The 19,235-nt window shown below is 66.9% G+C and carries 19 protein-coding genes; 11 read left to right on the plus strand and 8 right to left on the minus strand.

What is annotated here, in order from left to right:
* Nucleotides 1-155: 155 nt before the first annotated feature.
* A complete protein-coding gene (locus OKA11_RS07930) occupies nt 156-374 on the minus strand; it encodes a DUF1192 domain-containing protein (protein WP_267219676.1) in 219 nt (72 codons plus the stop codon).
* A 113-nt stretch (nt 375-487) separates the two neighbouring features.
* Between OKA11_RS07930 and OKA11_RS07935 the strand changes: the two genes are divergently transcribed.
* Together OKA11_RS07935 and OKA11_RS07940 are read left to right on the plus strand one after the other, a co-directional pair.
* On the plus strand, nt 488-1,465 hold the full coding sequence (locus tag OKA11_RS07935) for an NAD(P)H-quinone oxidoreductase (protein WP_267219677.1): 978 nt from the start codon (nt 488-490) through the stop codon (nt 1,463-1,465).
* A 269-nt stretch (nt 1,466-1,734) separates the two neighbouring features.
* Nucleotides 1,735-2,442, plus strand: a complete 708-nt coding sequence (locus OKA11_RS07940; RefSeq protein ID WP_142636659.1) for a DUF1013 domain-containing protein — start codon at nt 1,735-1,737, stop codon at nt 2,440-2,442.
* 104 nt (nt 2,443-2,546) lie between these two features.
* Here the strand turns inward: OKA11_RS07940 and OKA11_RS07945 are convergent, their stop codons facing one another.
* Both OKA11_RS07945 and OKA11_RS07950 read right to left on the minus strand, forming a co-directional pair.
* A complete protein-coding gene (locus OKA11_RS07945) occupies nt 2,547-2,957 on the minus strand; it encodes a bactofilin family protein (protein ID WP_267219679.1) in 411 nt (136 codons plus the stop codon).
* Between the two features lie 4 nt (nt 2,958-2,961).
* Nucleotides 2,962-4,095: a M23 family metallopeptidase gene (locus OKA11_RS07950; RefSeq protein ID WP_267219680.1), complete on the minus strand. Its 1,134-nt coding sequence runs from the start codon at nt 4,093-4,095 to the stop codon at nt 2,962-2,964.
* Between the two features lie 348 nt (nt 4,096-4,443).
* Between OKA11_RS07950 and OKA11_RS07955 the strand changes: the two genes are divergently transcribed.
* The 8 genes from OKA11_RS07955 to OKA11_RS07990 all read left to right on the plus strand — a co-directional run bounded on the left by OKA11_RS07955 (nt 4,444) and on the right by OKA11_RS07990 (nt 11,607).
* The gene (locus OKA11_RS07955) at nt 4,444-5,745 is read left to right on the plus strand and encodes a glutamate-5-semialdehyde dehydrogenase (protein ID WP_267219682.1); all 1,302 of its coding nucleotides are present in this window, start codon (nt 4,444-4,446) and stop codon (nt 5,743-5,745) included.
* Between the two features lie 11 nt (nt 5,746-5,756).
* Nucleotides 5,757-6,425: a nicotinate-nucleotide adenylyltransferase gene (locus OKA11_RS07960; protein WP_267219684.1), complete on the plus strand. Its 669-nt coding sequence runs from the start codon at nt 5,757-5,759 to the stop codon at nt 6,423-6,425.
* A 113-nt stretch (nt 6,426-6,538) separates the two neighbouring features.
* Complete coding sequence (rsfS, locus tag OKA11_RS07965; protein ID WP_142636665.1) at nt 6,539-6,937, plus strand: ribosome silencing factor; 399 nt, start codon at nt 6,539-6,541, stop codon at nt 6,935-6,937.
* 153 nt (nt 6,938-7,090) lie between these two features.
* Complete coding sequence (locus OKA11_RS07970; RefSeq protein WP_267219685.1) at nt 7,091-7,516, plus strand: 23S rRNA (pseudouridine(1915)-N(3))-methyltransferase RlmH; 426 nt, start codon at nt 7,091-7,093, stop codon at nt 7,514-7,516.
* An 84-nt stretch (nt 7,517-7,600) separates the two neighbouring features.
* On the plus strand, nt 7,601-8,296 hold the full coding sequence (locus OKA11_RS07975; RefSeq protein WP_267219734.1) for a sterol desaturase family protein: 696 nt from the start codon (nt 7,601-7,603) through the stop codon (nt 8,294-8,296).
* Nucleotides 8,263-8,721: a DUF2141 domain-containing protein gene (locus OKA11_RS07980; protein ID WP_379489308.1), complete on the plus strand. Its 459-nt coding sequence runs from the start codon at nt 8,263-8,265 to the stop codon at nt 8,719-8,721. The genes OKA11_RS07975 and OKA11_RS07980 overlap by 34 nt, the downstream gene beginning before the upstream one ends.
* A gap of 51 nt (nt 8,722-8,772) precedes the next feature.
* Complete coding sequence (locus OKA11_RS07985; protein ID WP_267219686.1) at nt 8,773-10,074, plus strand: MFS transporter; 1,302 nt, start codon at nt 8,773-8,775, stop codon at nt 10,072-10,074.
* A gap of 99 nt (nt 10,075-10,173) precedes the next feature.
* The gene (locus OKA11_RS07990; protein ID WP_267219687.1) at nt 10,174-11,607 is read left to right on the plus strand and encodes a PAS domain-containing protein; all 1,434 of its coding nucleotides are present in this window, start codon (nt 10,174-10,176) and stop codon (nt 11,605-11,607) included.
* Between the two features lie 145 nt (nt 11,608-11,752).
* Here OKA11_RS07990 and OKA11_RS07995 read toward each other — a convergent pair whose 3' ends face one another.
* A complete protein-coding gene (locus tag OKA11_RS07995; protein WP_267219689.1) occupies nt 11,753-11,983 on the minus strand; it encodes a hypothetical protein in 231 nt (76 codons plus the stop codon).
* 92 nt (nt 11,984-12,075) lie between these two features.
* Complete coding sequence (murA, locus tag OKA11_RS08000; protein ID WP_267219690.1) at nt 12,076-13,359, minus strand: UDP-N-acetylglucosamine 1-carboxyvinyltransferase; 1,284 nt, start codon at nt 13,357-13,359, stop codon at nt 12,076-12,078.
* Nucleotides 13,360-13,486: 127 nt separating this feature from the next.
* On the opposite strand from murA, the gene OKA11_RS08005 reads away from it, so the two are divergent.
* A complete protein-coding gene (locus OKA11_RS08005) occupies nt 13,487-14,368 on the plus strand; it encodes a UTP--glucose-1-phosphate uridylyltransferase (RefSeq protein WP_267219691.1) in 882 nt (293 codons plus the stop codon).
* A gap of 45 nt (nt 14,369-14,413) precedes the next feature.
* Here the strand turns inward: OKA11_RS08005 and OKA11_RS08010 are convergent, their stop codons facing one another.
* From OKA11_RS08010 to OKA11_RS08020, 3 genes are all read right to left on the minus strand, one after another.
* Nucleotides 14,414-15,067 carry a lytic transglycosylase domain-containing protein gene (locus OKA11_RS08010; protein ID WP_267219736.1) on the minus strand — a complete coding sequence of 218 codons (654 nt, stop codon included), beginning with the start codon at nt 15,065-15,067 and terminating at the stop codon, nt 14,414-14,416.
* Nucleotides 15,068-15,248: 181 nt separating this feature from the next.
* Entirely contained in the window at nt 15,249-16,364 is a 1,116-nt protein-coding gene (locus OKA11_RS08015) for a phytase (protein WP_267219692.1), read from the minus strand.
* On the minus strand, nt 16,364-19,153 hold the full coding sequence (locus OKA11_RS08020; protein ID WP_267219694.1) for a TonB-dependent receptor: 2,790 nt from the start codon (nt 19,151-19,153) through the stop codon (nt 16,364-16,366). Before OKA11_RS08020 ends, OKA11_RS08015 begins: the two co-directional genes overlap by 1 nt.
* Between the last annotated feature and the right edge of the window lie 82 nt (nt 19,154-19,235).

Below are 19,235 nucleotides of genomic sequence, written 5' to 3' on the forward strand. Positions count from 1 at the left end.
GGGCGTTCGGGGCGGGAAGGCAGGAGGCGGCGCTGGAGGGATGGGAGCGGGGGCGGAAGGAAAATATGCGCCCGGGCGGGTTACATGTTCCATATAGGCACACTCAGGACGGTTGCGAGGGGGAGGATTCAAACTGGTTTCCCGCCTCGCGCCGATCATGAGGTCTTGGGCCGGAACAGGGCGTCGGCCGCGAGGCGGTGGGCCTGGGCCGCGCGGTGATGGGCGCGGATTCGCGTGATTTCGGCGTCAAGGAGTGCGACGCGTGCGTCGAGTTCATCCAGAGAAAAGCGCTCCAGGCTTTCGCTGGCGAGAAGGCTGGCGGCTCCGAGGGAACCCTCGGGCGACCGCCGCCGCGGTCGATCATCATCGTCCATTGCATCGCAGCATCGGACTGTCATTGCGCGCTGTCAATGGCCTCAAAGTATGTTCCCTTGTATAGGGCCTCTGTGGCATCAGGATGAATATGTTAGTTAACGCAGTTAAGCAGATGACCGCGGTCGGCTTCGATGCGCCCGGCGGTCCCGATGTGCTCAGGCCCGTGACCGTCCCGGTTCCCCGGCCGGGGCCGGGCGAAGTGCTGGTCAAGGTCGCCTTCGCCGGGGTCAATCGTCCCGACGTCGTGCAGCGCCAGGGCAAGTACCCGCCGCCGCCGGGCGCCTCGCCGATTCCGGGCCTGGAGATTTCCGGGCGTGTCGCCGTGCTGGGCGAGGGGGTGACCGAGTTCCTGCCGGGCCAGGCGGTCTGCGCACTGGTCAGCGGCGGCGGCTATGCCGAATATTGCCTTGCCAAGGCGGCGCACTGCCTGCCGGTGCCCGAGGGCCTGGGGCTCGACGAGGCGGCGGCGCTGCCCGAGACGCTGTTCACCGTCTGGCACAACGTGTTCGAGCGCGGTTATGCGCGCGACGGCGAGACGCTGCTGGTCCATGGCGGCACCAGCGGCATCGGCACGATGGCGGCCATGCTCGGCAAGCATTTCGGGCTAACCGTGATCGTCACCTGCGGCTCGGGCGAGAAGTGCGCGCGGGCGCTCGAGATCGGCGCGGCCCATGCGATCGACTACAAGGCCTGCGACTTTGTCGAGGAAGTGGCGCGGATCACCGGCGGCCGCGGCGTCGACATCGTGCTCGACATGGTCGGTGGCGACTATGTGGCGCGCAATCTCAAGTGCCTTGCCCCCGACGGCCGGCACGTGACCATCGCCGTGCAGGGCGGCGCCAAGGCCGAGATCAACATGGCGGTGGTGATGACCCGTCGCTACACCCTGACCGGATCGACCCTGAGGGCCCGCTCCGATGCCTTCAAGGGCCTGCTGGCGCAGGAGATCCTCGCCAATGCCTGGCCGCTGGTCGAGGAGGGCGAGCTGCGCCCGGTGATGGACGCGCGCTTTGCGCTCGGCGAGGCGGCGGCCGCCCATGCGCGGATGGAAGCGGGCGATCATGTGGGCAAGATCGTGCTGGAGATCTGATCGCGGCAATCTGATCGTTGCAATCTGATCGTTGGGGGGGGCAGGCCGGTCTCCTGCGGAAAATGCGTGGCGGCGCATTTTCATTGCGCACGCCGGCAAGTCTTCCGGCGATCGTGGCCGGTTTTTGCCAAGTCGTTTCAAATTCGCGCGCGATCGAAGGGATGAAACCAAGCCTTTTGCTTGCCCAAAGCGCAAAGTTTCCCTAAATCGGGCCCGTACGGCCGCTCCGCAAAGGGGCGGCCCTTATTGTTTCCGCCGGAGATAGAGACATGAGCCAGCCCACTCCGCTGATGCCGCACGCGACCGCCTCCTGGCTGGTCGACAGCACCGCGTTGACCTTTGAGCAGATCGCCGAGTTCTGCGGCCTGCACATGCTCGAAGTGCAGGCGATGGCCGACGATCTGGCATCCAGCAAGTATACCGGACGCGATCCCGTGCGTTCGGGCGAACTGACCATGGAAGAGATCGAGAAGGGTCAGGCAAACCCGGAGTACAAGCTCCGCATGCACAAGATCCCGGTCACCTCCAACCGTACCAAGGGCCCGCGCTATACGCCGGTGTCGAAGCGCCAGGACAAGCCGGACGGCATCGCCTGGATCCTGCGCAACCACCCCGAGGTGTCGGACGCGCAGATCGGCAAGCTGATCGGCACGACCCGCAACACCATCGCCGCGATCCGCGACCGTTCGCACTGGAACATCGCCAACATCACGCCGAAGGACCCGGTCACGCTGGGCCTGTGCTCGCAGCGCGAACTCGACTTCATCGTGTTCAAGGCCGCCAAGAAGGCTGGTATCGAGGACGATGGCCGCAACGACGAGCGTCTGACCGACGATCGCGAAGCGCTGATCGAGGAACTGCGCGCCGAGCGTGACGCTGCCTCGCGCGCCGCTTCGGAAGCCGCGCAGGAAGCCGAAGTGGCCGCCTGGCTCCAGGCCAAGCGCGCTGCCGAAGCCGCGGAAGAGCAGGGCGAGTAAACGCGCCCCACTCCCACGCGGCTCCCACGCTGCCACATACAAAAAGCCCCGCGACGAGGAATCGTCGCGGGGCTTTTTGTTTGTCCGATGTCTGGTCGGGAGGATTACTCCGCCGGTTCCAGCGCGCTCTTGTCGGTGATCTGCGGGACGGCCGGCGGGGTGTGGCCGCCGTTCGGGTTGAGCCGGCCTTCGAGCCGGGCGCCCTGCTCGATGGTGAGCGCGTCGTAGGCGACGTCGCCCTCGATGCGGGCCGTGCGCAGGATCACCACCTCGCGGGCGGTGATGGTGCCGCGCACGGTACCGGCGATGCGCACGCTTTCGGCGCTGATGCCGCCGGCGATCTCGCTGGCGTCCCCCTGGATGAGCGCCTTGCAGGCGATGTCGCCGGTGACGCGGCCTTCGACGTGAAGGTCGACGGTGGCTTCGATGTTGCCGGTGATGGCGGTATCCGCGCCGAGCACCGAAAAGCTGCTGGAGCCGGTGCGGGCGGTCGTGGTCGAAAAGGTCTTGGCCATGGCGTTATCGGGCTTCTTGCTGAACATTATGGGCGGCCTCGAGGAATGTGCGCGGGTTCATGGGCCGGTTGTTGTTGCGCACCTCGAAGTGGAGATGCGGTCCGGTTGACCGGCCGGTCGAGCCCATTGCGGCGATGCGGGTTCCGCCGTCGACGAGCTGGCCGGGGCGGACGTTGAAGCCAGAGAGATGGCCGTAGCGGGTCATCAGACCGTTGCCGTGGCTGATCTCCACGCAGTTGCCGTAACCCTGGCGCTGACCGACGAAGGTCACGCGCCCCTTGGCGGCGGCATAGATCGGCGAGCCCATCGGGCCGGGGAAGTCCAGCCCGGCGTGGAAGGCGGCGCCTCCGGTGAAGGGATCGGCGCGGTAGCCGAAGCTCGACGAGACATAGGCGACGTGCGCGGGGCTGACCTGCGGGATCGAGGCAAGGCCGTTCTCCAGCGAATCCATGCGCGCAAGGCTCTGGCCGAGGCGCTGGAAACGCGGATCGATCGAACCGTCGGCAGCGGTTGCCAGCTTTTCGAGCGGACCACCTTCGCCGCCGCGGGCATTGGCCATGGCGCTCGGATTGAGGCCGAGCTTGCGGATGGCCTGGGCGGCGCTGGCGGCGCGGCGGTCGGCATAGCGGGTCAGGCGTTCGACGAAGGCCAGCTGTTCGGCTTCCACCCCGGCCAGCTTGCCGGCCTCGGGCACGGCCGCGCTGACCTTCTTCACCGTCTCGGCGGCTTCGCTGGCGCTGTCGGTCACGGTTTCGCCGGCCTGCTTGTCGTCGGGCAGGTCGCCGATGTGGGCTTCGACCACGGTCTCGATGAACTTCTGGCGGCGGGCAAGATCATCCACGGTGCCGTCGAGATTGTCGCGGTACTGCTGCACGCGGCTCTCGGCCGTGGCGACCTTGGCCTCGCGCAGGCGCAGCAGGGCATGGTCGCTGGTGGCGCTGAACTGCGACACGGCGACTGCGCCCATCGACACGCACCATGCGCCGAGCAGCGCGGCACACGTGCCGGCAGCCACTTTCTGCATGCGCGACGAAATACGGATGAAGCGGACCTGTCCCTGCGAGCGCATGATGAACTCGCGTTCGGGAAAGGCCGCCTGGAGACGCGATTTCAGCGTCCCGGCAGAGATGAACTTCAAAACGACCCCGCTTTGGAAATTTTTTTTCTGACCCCGGGCGGCCGGGTAGCAGGGGAGGGGGCCCAAGGCGAATCGACTCGCCCCGATTGGTTGCAAAAACAGGATGAGTCGGACCTTCCCTGCGATGAACCGAGGGAACGAATTCGATTTCGAGAATCGCAGGCCTGTGGAAATCGCCCCGATTCGCAGGCGCAACTGGCTGATTTCATACGTAAGTTTGAATGAATCCAGGCTGAATGCAGTGGCTGACCTTGCCGTGACGGTTGCGTGACGTGCATCGAAACCGCCTCCGGCGCATCGTTCGGTCCGGTCGGTGACAGCATGGCGCAACAATGCTAGGCGGCTGCCATGACCGAGCAGACTATTCTTGCCGCCGACCAGATCGGCGCGCGTGCCGCCGAGACGCCCGAGGCCCTTGTCGCCCGGCTCGCGCAGGCCGGCCGGGCGGCCCAGCGCGAACTGGCCAGGACCAGCGACGGGCAGAAGGCCGCTGCCCTGCGTGCCGCCGCTGCCGAACTGCGCCAGGCGGAACCGGCGATTCTTGCTGCCAACGCCCTCGACATCGCCGCAGGTGAGGCGAAGGGGCTGAGCGGGGCGATGCTCGACCGACTGCGGCTCGATTCCGGCCGCCTTGCCGGGATCGCTGACGCGGTGGAACAGGTCGCCGGTCTCGCCGATCCGGTGGGCGAGGTGATCTCCACCAGCGAGCGGCCCAACGGCCTCCAGCTCTCGCGCGTGCGCATTCCCATCGGGCTGATCGGCATCATCTACGAGAGCCGCCCGAACGTGACGGCCGATGCCGCCGCGCTCTGCCTGCGCTCGGGCAATGCCGCGCTGCTGCGGGGCGGCAGCGAAGCGCTCCATTCGAACCGGGCGATCATGGCGGCGATGACCGCGGGGCTGACCTCTGCCGGGATTCCCGCAGCGGCGATCCAGCTCCTGCCGACCCAGGACCGCGCCGCGGTGGGGGCGATGCTGACGGCGGCGGGGCTGATCGACATGATCGTGCCGCGCGGCGGCAAGAGCCTGGTCGCGCGCGTGCAAGCCGATGCGCGGGTGCCGGTGCTCGCTCACCTCGACGGCATCTGCCATACCTACGTCCATGCTGCTGCCGATCCCGCGATGGCGGCACGGCTGGCGCTCAATGCCAAGATGCGGCGCACCGGCGTCTGCGGCTCGATGGAGACGCTGCTGCTCGACACGCAGTTCCCGGCCTCTGCCGAGGTCGTGCGCGGCCTGCTCGATGCCGGGTGCGAACTGCGCGGCGATGCCCGTGCGCGGGCGCTCGATCCGCGAGTCCTGATCGCCAGCGACGAGGACTGGGATACCGAGTACCTCGACGCGGTGCTGTCGGTGGCCGTGGTTGACGGGCTCGATGCCGCGCTCGACCACATCGCGGCGCATTCCTCGCACCACACCGATGCGATCGTCACCGGGGATGCGGCGGCGGCCGAGCGGTTCCTTGCCGAAGTCGACAGCGCGATCGTGATGGTCAATGCCTCCAGCCAGTTCGCCGATGGCGGCGAGTTCGGGCTCGGCGCCGAGATCGGCATCGCCACGGGTCGTCTCCACGCGCGCGGTCCGGTCGCGCTGGAAGGGCTGACCACCTACAAGTGGCTGGTACGCGGCACGGGGCAGGCGCGGCCCTGACGGGACCCGTCGTGCGCGGTTCGGGCCCGATTACCGGGCTGCTGGGGGGCAGTTTCAATCCGGCCCACGGCGGCCACCGGCGCATCAGCCTGTTCACGGCCGAGGCGCTGGGGCTGGATGAGGTCTGGTGGCTGGTTTCCCCCGGCAATCCGCTGAAGCCGAAAGCGGGCATGGCGCCGCTTGCCGCGCGGGTGGCATCGGCCAGGCGGCAGGCGCGGCGTGCGCGAATCCGGGTGACCGCGATCGAGCGGGAACTGGGGACCCGCTACACCGTCGATACCCTGCGCGCACTGGTCCGGCGCTATCCGCACCGGCGCTTCGTGTGGCTGATGGGGGCGGACAATCTGGCGCAATTCCACCGCTGGAAGGACTGGCGGACGATCGCCCGACTCATGCCGATTGCGGTAATTGCCCGTCCGGGGTATGATGGTGCCGCTATCGCGAGCCCCGCGATGGCCTGGCTGGGAAGATTCCGGAGGTCCCAGTCCAGCTTTCGCAGTCCGGAAAGGTGGAGCGCACCTGCGCTGGTGACATTGCGATTCGACCCCGATGCGCGGTCGGCCACGGCTATTCGCCAGGCCGATCCGGAGTGGGCCCGCAAGTCGATGGAACGACTTTCGCGAGCTGACTTCATTCGAGATGGTGTCACGTACCACCGCATCCCCGGACATGCAGCGTGAGCAGGCGTTTCGCCCTTCTCTCGCACGTCCGCATATCAAAAGTGAGATCGCAACTGACGGGGTGCCCGCACCCTGTCATGCGTGATCGTGAGAAAGGAGCAGTAACCCTCTAGATGCCACAGGCACAGATACAGCCGGAACAAACCGGCGCTACGCCCCCGGCCACTGTCGAGTCCGATGACCCGCAATTGGCCCTCGTCCTGCAGAGCCTTGACGATGATCAGGCGCAGGACATCGTGACCATCGACCTCGAAGGCAAGTCGAGCATCGCCGAATACATGGTGATCGCCTCGGGCCGTTCGACCCGCCAGGTGGCGGCGATGGCGCAGAAGCTTGGCGAACGTCTCAAGCACGGCGGTTTCGGCCATGCCCGCGTCGAAGGCCTGCCGGCTGCCGACTGGGTGCTGGTGGATGCCGGCGGCGTCGTCGTGCACCTGTTCCGCCCGGAAGTGCGCAGCTTCTACAACCTCGAGCGCATGTGGGGCTTCGACGGTCCTTCGGGCGCCGCCTGATTCGTCGTCCGGATCTGTTCCGACGGTGAATCCGCAACCCGGCCGCGACGGTGGCCGGGGCATTGAAACGGTACTGGCGCACCTGCTCCGCGCCAGCCGGTCGCGCGCCGGGAAGGGCTTGCGCGACCCGCTTCGGAGGGCGATGGAGGAGAGATGCTTCTCCATGTCATCGCCCGCGGCAAGATCGCCCGCTCGCCCGAGGCCGAGCTGCTCGATCGCTATGCCAAGCGCATCACCTGGCCTTTCAAGCACAGCGAACTGCCCGACGTCGGCGGCAAAGTGCCGCCGCCCGTGCAGACGCCGGTGCGCGAGGTCCTGCTCGACGAACGCGGCAAGCTGATGAGTTCGGAGGAATTTGCCGAACTGCTCGGCCGCTGGCGCGATGAAGGCGTGCGTGAATGCCGCTTCCTGATCGGTGCGGCGGACGGGCACGGCGACGAAGCCCGCGCCAGGGCCGACCATTTGCTCTGTTTCGGCCGCATGACCTGGCCGCACCTGATGGTGCGCGCCATGCTGGCCGAGCAGCTCTGGCGCGCCACCGCGATCCTGGCGGGCCATCCCTATCATCGTTCCGGGTGAGGCGGCGGGCACGTGATCTCCGGTCCCGATCCCGGTTCTGGTCTTGGCCCCGGCCTCTGGGCTCTGTGCGGTTCGGCGGTCGTCATGACCGCGATCGTCGGCCTGCGCTATCTGGCGACCTCCGGGATCTTCGCCTGGATCACCGGCAGAATGCGGCCGGGTCTCTATCACGGCAGGACGCGCCAGATCCGCAGCGAGATCGGCTGGTCGCTGGCGTCTTGCGCGATCTACGGGATTCCTTCGGGCGTGGTCGCCTGGGGCTGGCAGGCCCACGGCTGGACGCGGATCTACGGCGATGCCGGGCACGCAAATGCGGCGACCCATCCGCTCTGGTGGATGCCGGTCTCGCTGTTCCTCTACCTGTTCCTGCACGACACCTGGTTCTACTGGACCCACCGCTGGATGCACCGTCCCCGCGTGTTTCGCCTCATGCATGCGGTCCACCACGCCAGCCGCCCGCCGACCGCCTGGGCGGCGATGAGCTTTCATCCGCTGGAGGCGCTGAGCGGTGCTTTCGTGATCCCGGTGCTGGTGTTCCTCATCCCGATTCACGTCGCCATGCTGGCCATGGTGCTGACGATCATGACCGTCATGGGAATCGCCAATCACATGGGCTGGGAGATGTTCCCCCGCCGCCTGGTCGAATCCCGCTTCGGCCACTGGCTCATCACCGCCAGCCACCACCACCGCCATCACGAGAACTATCGATGCAATTACGGTCTCTACTTCCGGTTCTGGGATCATCTGTGCGGAACCGACCGGGGGCTGTCGCGGCCCTGATCGGCGGCGCGGTGCTGGCCTGCGGGGCCGCGGCGGGACCGACGCAAGTCGGCGTCACCGTGACCGGCCTGCGTTCGCACAAGGGGCAGATCCTGGCCTGCCTCACCACCAACCCGCGCGCCTTTCCCGACTGCAGCAAGGATCCGCAGGCCCGAAAGCTGACCGTAGCCCTGTCGGGTAGCGGGGAGACGGGACCGGTTCGCCTCGATTTCGGCGCGGTGCCGCAGGGACGCTACGCCATTTCGCTGATTCACGACGAGAATGGCAATGGCCGCCTCGACACCACGATGGCGATCCCGCGCGAGGGCTATGGGTTTTCGCGCGATGCGCCGGTGCGGATGGGGCCGCCGCGATTCGACAAGGCGGCCTTCGATCTGGGTGCGGCGGCCCAGAACCTGGATATCCGCATGCGATATCTGCTGTGATCCACCGCGCCGCTCTTGCCGTCGCTGTCCACGCCGCCTAGCGCTGGAGCCGTGACCAAGGCGCACGACACCATCGAGGAACTGGTCGGGGAGGTCGTCGATTCGGCAACCGCCGGATTGGTGCCGCCGCCTGCCAACGGGACGTTTTCGCCGTTCCGCTACCCGGTTTTCCGCGCGATCTGGATCGCCAACCTGTTCTCGAACCTCGGCTCCACCCTGCAGAGTGTCGGCGCGGCCTGGTTGATGACCGAACTGACGCCCTCGCACCAACTGGTCGCGCTGGTCCAGGCCTCTGCGACGGTTCCGATCATGCTGCTGGGCGTCTTTGCCGGAGCGATTGCCGACAACTACGACCGCCGGGTGGTCATGCTGGTGTCGCAGGTGGCGATGCTGGTGGTTTCCGCGCTGCTGGCGGTCATGGCCTATGCCGGGTGGCTGACGCCGCTGCTGCTGCTGACCTTCACGCTGGGGGTGGGCACCGGTACCGCGCTCAATTCGCCCGCCTGGCAGGCCTCGGTGCGCCAGCAGGTCGATCATCAGCAACTGCCGCAGGCGATCGCGCTCAACTCGATCTCGTTCAACATCGCCCGCTCGATCGGCCCGGCGCTGGGCGGGCTGCTGATCTCGATCTGGAATCCGGCCTTTGCCTTCGCGATCAACGCGGTGAGTTACGTCGGCTTGATCGCCGTGCTGCTGTGGTGGCGGCCCGAGCCGCGCAAGATCGATGCCCGGCCGATCCTGCCCGCAGTCGCTGCGGGCATGGCGTTCTGCGCGCGTTCGGTGCCCTTGCGGCGCATCCTCATCCGCGGTTTCGCCCTGGGCTTCTGCCTGGCGACGTTCCAGTCGCTGCTGCCCGGCGTGGTGCACGAATCGCTGCATGGGCGGGAGGTCGACTATGGCATCATGCTGGGCCTGTTCGGCATCGGTTCGATCCTGGCGGCACCGTCGATCGGGCCGATCCGGCGAAGGCTGGGGCTGGAGGGCATCCTCATGCTGGGATCGGCTCTCTACATCACCGCCCTGCTGGTCGCCGCAGCCGCACAGAGCCTGGTCGCGGCCATGCCTTCGGCGTTCCTCGCCGGAATCAGCTGGGTGCTGATCCTGACCACGATCAACACGGCCGTGCAGATGCGTTCGCCCGACGCGGTGCTGGGGCGCTGCCTGTCGATCTACCAGGCGGTGACGTTTGGCGGCATGGCGCTGGGCGCCTGGACCTGGGGCTCGCTGGCCGACGGCAGGGGCATTCCCTTTGCTCTCCACGGCGGCGCCGCAACGCTGTTCGTCTCGTTCGTGCTCCTGCGCTTCCTGGCGCCGATGCCTCGCCCCGGGGAAGGGGTCTTGCGCCCGCGTTGAGGCGGAAGGAATCACCCTTCATGCCCCGGGCGCCATCTTAAATATTGATTCACCACGTTGAGGCACAATCGGAAGCCTTGGAAATGGGGTATTCCGACGATGGACACGGTGCGTGGCGATTTCGCCACTTCGGACGGAGCGGACAGCGCCTACGGTTCGGTGGGGGCGGACAGCGGCTATGAAACCCGCTCGGCGGTGGTGCCGGGGGACGAGCGGCGCATGCAGGTGCGGGCCTACAATTTCTGGGCCAGCCTGCTGGGTGAGCGCCAGTTCCCCGACGTTTCCAGCCTGCGTCCCGAGCAGCACCCCGATTTTGGTCCCTACAGCGTCCTGCTGGACTTCTCGGCCGGCATCGACAATCCGAAGATCGGCTGGCTCGGGGGGCTACTCGCCGAGGAATGCGGTGTCGAACAGTCGATTCGCAGTCTGGCCGAGGTGCCCAGCCGCTCGCTGCTTTCGCGTATCACCGACCATTACATGCAGATTCTCGCCAATCAGGCGCCGATCGGATTCGAGGCGGAATTCGTCAATCTGCGCGGGGTGACGATCCTCTATCGCGGCATCCTGCTGCCGTTCTCGCAAGATGATGCGCAGATCGACTGCATCTACGGCGTCATCAACTGGAAGGAGATGGCCGACCAGGCGAGCACCGATGCGCTGCTGCGCCAGGTCGACGAGACTCTCGGCCTGCGCATGCCGCTGCGGGCGCCGCCGCCGCGCGGGGCCTGGGCGGACGGTCCGGCCAATGGCCGGGGCGGGGAACGATCGCTGGCGGAATCGGCCGGGCTGCCGGCGGTGGCTTTTGGCGAGGTGGACACCGCGCTGGACACCGATGCCACGATCGATGCCGGAATGATGCCGCTCGATGCCTACATGGTCACTGACGAACAGGACGCCCGTTTCGACGAATCGGACATCTTCGAACTGACCGCCGATATGGAACTGGCCGACTGGCTCGCGTCCGCGCGCGAACTGGCGCAGGCGGCGATGGGCTGCGAGGACCGCTCGCGCCAGGCGCTCTACGCCGCGATCGGCCGGGCCTACGACTTCGTGCTGGCGGCGGCCGACGCGCCGGAAGAACTGGCCGAACTGCTGGAGGATGCCGGCCTCAAGGTGCAGGAACGCGCGCCGCTGGTGCCTTTGGTCAAGCTGGTGTTCGGCGTCGATTACGACAAGACGCGGCTCACCGAGTTTGCTTCGGTGATTGCCCATGGCCAGCGGCTGGGGCTGGAGCGCGGCGCCTTGACGTCATTTCTCACCGCGCAGCCCGGCGGCATCAAGGCGGTGGTGCGCGACGAGCGCCGCCAGCGCCGCGAGGAGACCGAGCGCGCCGAGCAAGGCGAGACTCGCCGCGAGCGCATGGCCAAGGGGCTGCGTGCGCTTTCGCCCAAGGCCTTGAGCGAAGTCGGCAAGGACAGCGAGTTCAGCATTCTCGTCGCCCGCCGCGACGAGGCGGGGCAGGTCATCCTGCTCGGCGAAGTCACGGACGACGAAGTGCTGCTGGACCGCGCCGCCCGCCACCTGCTGGGCTGATCCGGCCGGAGCGGCTTATGCGCCGACCGTATCGGCAAGGCGGCTTCGGTTCGCCGGCCTTCGCGTTCCGGTAGCCCCCTTCCCACGAAAAAGGGCGGCCAGCCAGCCGGCTGGTCGCCCTTTTTCGTGGGAAGGGGGAAGCGGATCAGTACGTCGCCGGGGGATCGCTGGCCGGGAAGCTTTCGTCGATCGCCTCGTCTGTCTTCGACCAGCGCTTGGGCTGCGTCTTCATGCTTTCCGGGCCGGCATCGCGCACCGGATGGGCGGCGTCCTGTCCGCCGGCGGTGGCTGCCAGCGGTTCGTCCTGATCGCGCGTCGCGTACTTGTAGAGCGCGTAGCCGGCGGCACCGGCAACGGCCATCTTGATGAGTCCCATCGGTCCTGCTCCTCTTGGTGGCGGCGCGCCTGCCGGAAGGGCGGCGCGCCATGTTCCACGTGGAGCAACGTCAAGATCCGGGGACGGTTGCCTCAGTCTCCGCCGACCCGTTCGATCTGCGCGCCGACCAGAGCCAGCTTTTCCTCAAGCCGCTCATAACCGCGGTCGAGGTGATAGAGGCGATGGACCTGGGTTTCGCCTTCGGCGGCAAGCCCGGCGATCACCAGGCTCATCGAGGCGCGAAGGTCGGTCGCCATGACTTCGGCGCCGGTCAGCTTGGGAACGCCGTGAACGATCGCGGTGCGGCCCTTGGTCTCGATATGCGCGCCCATGCGGTTGAGCTCGGGAACGTGCATGTAGCGGTTCTCGAAGATCGTCTCGGTCAGCACGCTGGAACCTTCGGCGCGGCACAGCAGGGCCATGAGCTGGGCCTGCATGTCGGTGGCGAAGCCCGGGTAGGGCGCGGTCGAGAGAGTGACGGGCTTCAGCGGGCCATCGGCGGCGACGTGAAGACCGGCAGCGGTCGCCTCGACATGGACACCGGCGTCGCGCAGGGCCTGCACGGTGGCTTCCATCTCCTCGATGCGGGCACCCTTGAGCGTGACTTCACCGCCGGTGATGGCCGCCGCGCAGGCATAGGAGCCCGCTTCGATGCGGTCGGGCATCACCATGTAGGTGGCGCCGTGCAGGCGTTCGACCCCGTGGATGGTGATGTCCGAGGTGCCGATGCCCTCGATCTGGGCGCCCATGGCGACCAGCAGGTTGCACAAGTCGACGATCTCGGGCTCGCGCGCGGCGTTGTGCAGGGTGGACTTGCCCTTGCACAGCACGGCGGTCATCAGCGCGTTCTCGGTCGCGCCGACGGATACCACCGGGAACGAATAACGCCCGCCGGGCAGGCCGCCGTCAGGGGCAATGGCGCGGACGTAGCCGGCGGCCAGTTCGATCTGCGCGCCGAGCGCTTCAAGCGCCTTCAGGTGCAGGTCGATCGGGCGGTTGCCGATCGCGCAGCCGCCGGGCAGCGAGACGGTTGCCTCGCCCATGCGGGCGAGCATGGGGCCCAGCACGAGGATCGAGGCGCGCATCTTGCGCACCAGGTCGTAGGGCGCCACCGAACTGGTGATGCGGGTCGCCTGCAGCGTCATCACCCGGCCGAAGTCTTCCGGGCGGCTGCCGGCGATCATCGTCGAGATGCCGAACTGGTTCATCAGGTGCTGGAACCCGTCGATGTCCGCCAGACGCGGCAGGTTGCGCAGCGTCAGCGGCTCTTCGGTGAGCAACGCGCAGGGCAGCAGCGTCAGCGCCGCGTTCTTGGCGCCGGAAACGGGGATGGTGCCGGAGAGGCGCTTGCCGCCTTCGATGATGATCTTGTCCATTGCCTGCTCTTTAAAGGGATTTGGCCGCGCAGCAAGCACGGCTCGGAGAAAGCAGGATGGACTGTTGCGCTGCAACTGCGAAGCGGCTTTAATAGCAATGTAACCAAATGGAGTCAGACCATAAACCATGTCTGCGCCTCAGTTTAAAAAACCCGTCCGCAAAGCCGTGTTTCCCGTTGCCGGTCTCGGCACGCGCTTTCTTCCTGCAACCAAGGCCATTCCGAAGGAACTTCTGCCGGTCGTCGACCGTCCGCTGATTCAATACGCGGTGGACGAGGCGCGCGAGGCGGGAATCGAGGAGTTCGTCTTCGTGACGGGGCGCGGCAAGACCGCGATAGTCGAACATTTCGATACGGCTTACGAGCTCGAGGCGACGATGACCGCGCGCGGCAAGTCGCTCGATCCGCTCGAACCGACCCGGATCCAGCCGGGCAATCTGGTGACCGTGCGCCAGCAGGTGCCGCTCGGCCTTGGCCATGCGGTCTGGTGCGCGCGGGCGGTCATCGGCGACGAGCCTTTCGCGATCTTCCTGCCCGATGAACTCATGTACGGCTCGCCCGGTTGCATGGCGCAGATGGTCGAGGCCTACAACGAAGTGGGCGGCAACCTTGTCTCGGTGCTGGAAGTGCCGATGGAGGAAGTGTCGAGCTACGGCGTGATCGCACCGGGCGAATGCCGCGGTGCGCTGACCGAAGTGAAGGGGCTGGTCGAAAAGCCCAAGGTGGCGGAAGCCCCCTCGAACAAGATCGTCTCGGGCCGCTACATCCTCCAGCCCGAAGTGATGGACCTGCTCGCCAATCAGGGCAAGGGCGCGGGCGGCGAGATCCAGCTGACCGATTCGATGGCCAAGCTGATCGGCGTCCAGCCGTTCCATGCCGTCACCTTCCAGGGCCAGCGGTTCGACTGCGGTTCGAAGGTCGGATTCGTCGAAGCCACGCTCGCCATCGCGCTCGACCGCGCGGACATGGGCGAGGACGTGCGCAAGATCGCCAGCCGGTTGCTGGGCTGATCTGGGGCATTCGGGGCGCCCCCTGGCGGGCGCCTCGCCCCCCTGCTACTGGCGGACCGGTTCCGCCAGCCGCGCCATGATCGAGGCGACATAGGCGCGGGTTTCGCGGATGTTGGGAATGCCGCCGGCCTTCTGCACGCGGCCGGGGCCCGCATTGTAGGCGGCCAGCGCCTTTTCGATATCACCGCCGAAGGCATCGAGCTGCATGCGCAGGTACCGCGCGCCGCCTTCGAGATTGGCCATCGGATCGCCGGCATTCACCCCCATCTGCGCCGCGGTGCCGGGCATCAGCTGCGTGAGGCCGCGCGCGCCGACCGGCGACACCGCCAGTTCGTTCCAGCGGCTTTCCTGCCAGACGACCGCTTCGAGCAGGCTCGGGCTGATGTCGTACTTGGCGGCAAGCTGGGCGACCCGCAGGCGCCAGCGGGTAGGGCCTGCGGCATCGAGTGCATCGGTGATCGAGAGCGGGTGGAGCGTGGCGGCTTCCACGTCGGTCGGCGGGCCGGCGTTGGCGGACGCGCCATCGGCAAATTCCACCGTCGTGACGCCATCCGGATTGGCGGCGGAAGCGGCGCCCGGGTTGAGGGAGGCACCGGGATTGAGCGGATCGGCGGAGCTGCGGGCGGGGCCGCCGGCCACCCACTGGTAATCGCCGCCGGAGCCGATCTGCAGGACGTCGGCCCGGGCAAGACCGGGCATGCCCGTCGCGGCCAGGACCAGCACAGCCGGGGTCAGCGCGGCCAAGACCAGCGCGGTCGGGGCCGACGCCCGATTCGTACGATTCGATTTCCGTACCATCATTGGCCGTTTACCCCGGATCACCGCCGAGTCTCAAGCCGGTCGCGCGGCTTGCACGCGACCGGCCAGGATCGAACAGGGGTCAGTCGAGCGCCAGGGCACTGCGGATCGCGCGCCACGAGAGCAGCTTGAAGTTCTGCGCATGGGGGGCGTTGTCGCCGTCCTGCGCCATCATCAGGCCCTCGGGATAGGCAGGGCCAAAATCGCCGAGCGCGACCTCGATGCCGTCGGTATCGCTGGTGCCGCCAAGGGCGCCGCCATCGATGCGGAAGCGTCCGGCAGGCTTGCCGGTGCCGAGGTCGAACAGGGCATAGGCACTGTCGCCCTGGCTCGATGCGACCAGCCATGCCCGCCCGCCGTCTTCGCGGGCAACCGCAAGACCTTCGACGTCGGCGACGAGACCGTCCGCTGCCCCGACTTTGGCGAAGGCTTCGGGGACCAGCCTGTCCCCGGCGAGGGGAACCTTCCAGATGCCGACGTCCTCCTCGGCAACGAACAGCACCTTGCCGGCATCGTCGACCACGCAGCCTTCCGATTGCGTCGCGAACTTCACGAGGCGCACGTAGTCCGCCGCGATGCGGCCCTCGCGTTCGATCAGGCGGCTTTCAGCGACTGAACCGTCCTTGAGCACGACATAAGCGCGCGCGAGTTCGCCCGAAGCCAGTGCGCTGCCCATGCAGAAGCCATAAGCCTCGGCAGGGGCATGTCCGGCGGGCAGGAAGGTTTCCGCGCCCAGCGGGGTGAGCTTGCCGCTGGCGCCATCGAGCGCGAACAGGGCGATGCGCGGTTCGGCGCGGTCGGTACGGTCGCTGGCACCGACGAGGATCGTCGTGACGCCGCCGCGGCGCACTTCGCGCAGGTCCACGTTGTTGAGCGCGCCTGCCGCCGCGAAATCGCGCACCTTGCCGTCGAGCCCGTAGACATAGAGCCCGGCCTTCTTGTCGGTGCCGAGAATCAGGCTGGCGGCGGGATTGGCGGCATTGCGCCAGATTGCCGGATCGTCGGCGGCATCGACATTGGCCGTGCCGACAGGGGTGGTTTCACCGGCAGCAGGCACGTCGATGGCAGGAAGGCGGATCGCCGGGGCCGTGGCGGTGGTGGCGCAGCCGCCCAGGATAGTCGAAAGCACGAGGGCCGGGAGCAATGCTCCCGACCCCAACTTCACGACACTGGCGATGTGCGTGAGCGCGGCCTTCATCAGAAGGTCACCCGCGCGCCGAACTTCACGGTCGAGCCATATTCCTCGTACTGCAGCACGCGCTTGGCACCGGCGAGGTTCTGGTAGGCGAAGTACTTGGCGTTGTTGACGTTCACCCAGTCCGCGAAGAGGCGGATGTTGTCGGTCAGCTTGTACTTGGCCGAAAGATCCAGCTGGAAGTGCTGGTTGACGGTACGGTCGGTCTCGTAGGAATCACCCACTTCGTCGAGGTACTTGTCGCGGAAGGTACCGGCAGCGCGCAGGCTGATCGGGCCCTTCTCGTAGCCGAGCACGGCGTTGAAGGTGTTCTTCGAGGCATTGGGCAGCGAGATGCGGCGGGCAATCTGCACGCCGTCGTCATCCGAGAACACCGTGCCGCGGGCGTAAGTGTAGGTGTAGTTGAGCTGGGTCAGCAGGCCGTCGAAGGGCGAGGGCAGCATCGTGAAGGCCTGGCTGAAGCTGACTTCCACACCGGCGATCTCGGCGGTGTCGCCGTTCATCGGAATGGTGATCTCGTCATAGGCGATGCCGTTGTAGGTGCCGGATTCCTTCGAGTTCAGCGAGTAGGTGTAGTCCTTGATCGACTTGTAGAACCCGCCGACGGTGAGGGCGCCGTTGTTCGCGAAGTAGTATTCGAACCCGGCGTCGAAGTTCCAGGCCTGGTAAGGCTTGAGTTCGGGGTTGCCGACCACCAGCTCGAGGTCGTCGTTGATCGTGTTGCGCGGAGCCATGTCCGACAGCTTCGGGCGCACCACCGTCTTGTAGCCGGCGAGGCGGGCGACGAGGTTGGGCTGCGGGCTGTAACGCAGGGTCAGGCTGGGCAGCCAGTTGGTGTAGTTGCGCTTGTAGCTCTGCGGATCGACGGTGAAGGTATCGTCGCCGTTGTCGGTGACGAGGCTGCCGTTGAGTGCGTTGTGGGTGTGCTCCATGCGCACGCCGCCGATCACGCGCAGGGTGGCGCTGTCCCAGCGGGCGAGGGCATAACCGGCCATGATGTCCTCACGCACCGAGTAGTCGCTGATCGCCGAGTTGTAGCCGCTCTCGAAATCGTTGATCACGAACGAGTCCGGGTTGGCCAGCAGGTAGGCGGCGGGGCCGCCCTTGCTGGCGACCGGGCCCATGTCGGTCAGGCGGTAGGTCTGCTTGCCCAGCACGTCGGCCAGCGTGTAGTCGGCATCGTCGGCGAGGTCATAGTAGGTCATGTTGAAGTCGTAGGACTTCTTGCGCCAGCGGGCCTTGCCGCCGGCCTGCACCGTGAAGTCGCCGCTGTCGCCGGCGAACGTGCGGGCGAGGTCGGCCTTGATCGCCCATTCCTGATCCTGGCTGTCGGACAGGGTGGTCAGTTCGGTCTTGTTGAATGCGTACTGCGAGGCGTCGTTGAACGTATCGGCGCCTTCGCTGACCGAGTAGGTCGGGTAGTAGGTGTTCGAGTAGTCCATATCGACCACGGTGCCGCTCTTGAAGCGGGCGCGGAAACGGGTCGGGTCGACCGAGAAGGTCTCCTTCTCGGTGGACTTGGCGTAGCTCGCCATCCAGTTGAACTTCCAGATCCCGGTGTCGGTGTCGCTGCCGAGCGAGACCGAGCGGATGCGCTGGCGCTCGAAGCGGTCCTTGAGGTCGCGCTGGACGGTGATGCGCTCGTCCGAACCGTCGAACGTGGCGCTGCTGTCGGTGCTGGCGCTGGGGTTATCGAAATCGCCGAAGTCGAGCGTTGTGCGGCGGCGGTATTCGTGGTCGTCGAACTGTGCCCAGTTGCCGCGGATATAGGCCTTGGTGGTGTCCGAGACGCGCCAGTCGGCCGAGAGCGCCGCGTTGATGCGGGTGCGCTCGACGTCATAGTCACGGTATTCGACCGATTCGGCCCAGGCGTTGCCGTTGTCGTCGACGTTCCAGCCGCCGGTCTCGACGTTGTCGGTCTCGAACTTGCGCTTGTAGTAGCTGACCGAGCCGGCGATGCCGAAGTCGTCGCCCAGCTTCTGGGTGAAGTCGAAGGCGCCCTTGGGGGTGACCTTGCCCGAATAGTCGTTCCAGCTGCCTTCGGCGCTCAGCGAATAGCGGTTCTTCTTCGAATCGAAGGCGCTGGTGGTGTTCACCTCGATCGAGGCGCCGATGAAGTCGCCGTCCATGTCGGGGGTGAAGCTCTTCTTCACTTCGATCGACTGGATGGTGTCCGACGAGATCACGTCGAGCGCGACCGAGCGCACGTCCGATTCAGGCGCAGGCAGGCGCACACCGTTGACCGAGGTGCCGTTGAGTTCGGGGTCGAGGCCGCGCACCGAGACGTAGCGGCCTTCGCCCTGGTCGTTGAGGATGTTGACGCCGGGCAGGCGGCGCAGCGATTCGGCCACGTTCTGGTCGGGGAACTGGCCGACCGCGTCGCGGGTGAGGACCGAGACGACCCCGTCCGCGGCCTTCTGGCGCGACAGGGCGCTGGTCATGTTGGCGGTGAGGCCGGTGACGAGAATGTCGCCGCCGCCGATCGCGGCGAGGTCGAAGTTGCCGTCCACGCGGCCGGTGGCGGGCACCGTGACCGACCGGGTCGTCACTTCCGCGCCGACGTAGCGGGCTTCCAGCGTGTAGGTGCCGGCGGGAACGTCGCCGAAGATGTACTGGCCCGAACGGTCGGTCTCGACACTGCGGTCGAGCTCGACGATGCGCACGCTGGCCGACTGCAGGGAGCGGGCGCCGGTGGCGTCATGAACGCTGCCGGCAACTTCGCCTGCGTGCGCGATGGTGGCGAAGGAGGCCGAGGCGAGCAGCCCCGCGAGGAGGCGCATGGAGGACGTCATTTTGAGGCAAACCCCTGTTGCTTCGAAGAAGTTGGGGCGGCCTCTAAGTCCGTTCGATGACGGTTTTGTGCTGATGGTATGG

Origin of the sequence: Novosphingobium clariflavum, assembly GCF_026420865.1 — a bacterium.
GTDB classification, from domain to species: domain Bacteria; phylum Pseudomonadota; class Alphaproteobacteria; order Sphingomonadales; family Sphingomonadaceae; genus Novosphingobium; species Novosphingobium clariflavum.

Coding starts and splice junctions, on each gene's coding strand:
- OKA11_RS07940 (WP_142636659.1), top strand. CDS start 1,735: ATGAGCCAGCCCACTCCGCTGATGCCGCACGCGACCGCCTCCTGGCTG.
- OKA11_RS07935 (WP_267219677.1), top strand. CDS start 488: ATGACCGCGGTCGGCTTCGATGCGCCCGGCGGTCCCGATGTGCTCAGG.
- OKA11_RS07995 (WP_267219689.1), bottom strand. CDS start 11,983: ATGGGACTCATCAAGATGGCCGTTGCCGGTGCCGCCGGCTACGCGCTC.
- OKA11_RS07945 (WP_267219679.1), bottom strand. CDS start 2,957: ATGGCCAAGACCTTTTCGACCACGACCGCCCGCACCGGCTCCAGCAGC.
- rsfS (WP_142636665.1), top strand. CDS start 6,539: ATGCCACAGGCACAGATACAGCCGGAACAAACCGGCGCTACGCCCCCG.
- OKA11_RS08005 (WP_267219691.1), top strand. CDS start 13,487: ATGTCTGCGCCTCAGTTTAAAAAACCCGTCCGCAAAGCCGTGTTTCCC.
- OKA11_RS07975 (WP_267219734.1), top strand. CDS start 7,601: ATGACCGCGATCGTCGGCCTGCGCTATCTGGCGACCTCCGGGATCTTC.
- OKA11_RS08015 (WP_267219692.1), bottom strand. CDS start 16,364: ATGAAGGCCGCGCTCACGCACATCGCCAGTGTCGTGAAGTTGGGGTCG.
- OKA11_RS08010 (WP_267219736.1), bottom strand. CDS start 15,067: ATGCCCGGTCTTGCCCGGGCCGACGTCCTGCAGATCGGCTCCGGCGGC.
- OKA11_RS08020 (WP_267219694.1), bottom strand. CDS start 19,153: ATGACGTCCTCCATGCGCCTCCTCGCGGGGCTGCTCGCCTCGGCCTCC.
- OKA11_RS07990 (WP_267219687.1), top strand. CDS start 10,174: ATGGACACGGTGCGTGGCGATTTCGCCACTTCGGACGGAGCGGACAGC.
- OKA11_RS07955 (WP_267219682.1), top strand. CDS start 4,444: ATGACCGAGCAGACTATTCTTGCCGCCGACCAGATCGGCGCGCGTGCC.
- OKA11_RS07930 (WP_267219676.1), bottom strand. CDS start 374: ATGGACGATGATGATCGACCGCGGCGGCGGTCGCCCGAGGGTTCCCTC.
- OKA11_RS07970 (WP_267219685.1), top strand. CDS start 7,091: ATGCTTCTCCATGTCATCGCCCGCGGCAAGATCGCCCGCTCGCCCGAG.
- murA (WP_267219690.1), bottom strand. CDS start 13,359: ATGGACAAGATCATCATCGAAGGCGGCAAGCGCCTCTCCGGCACCATC.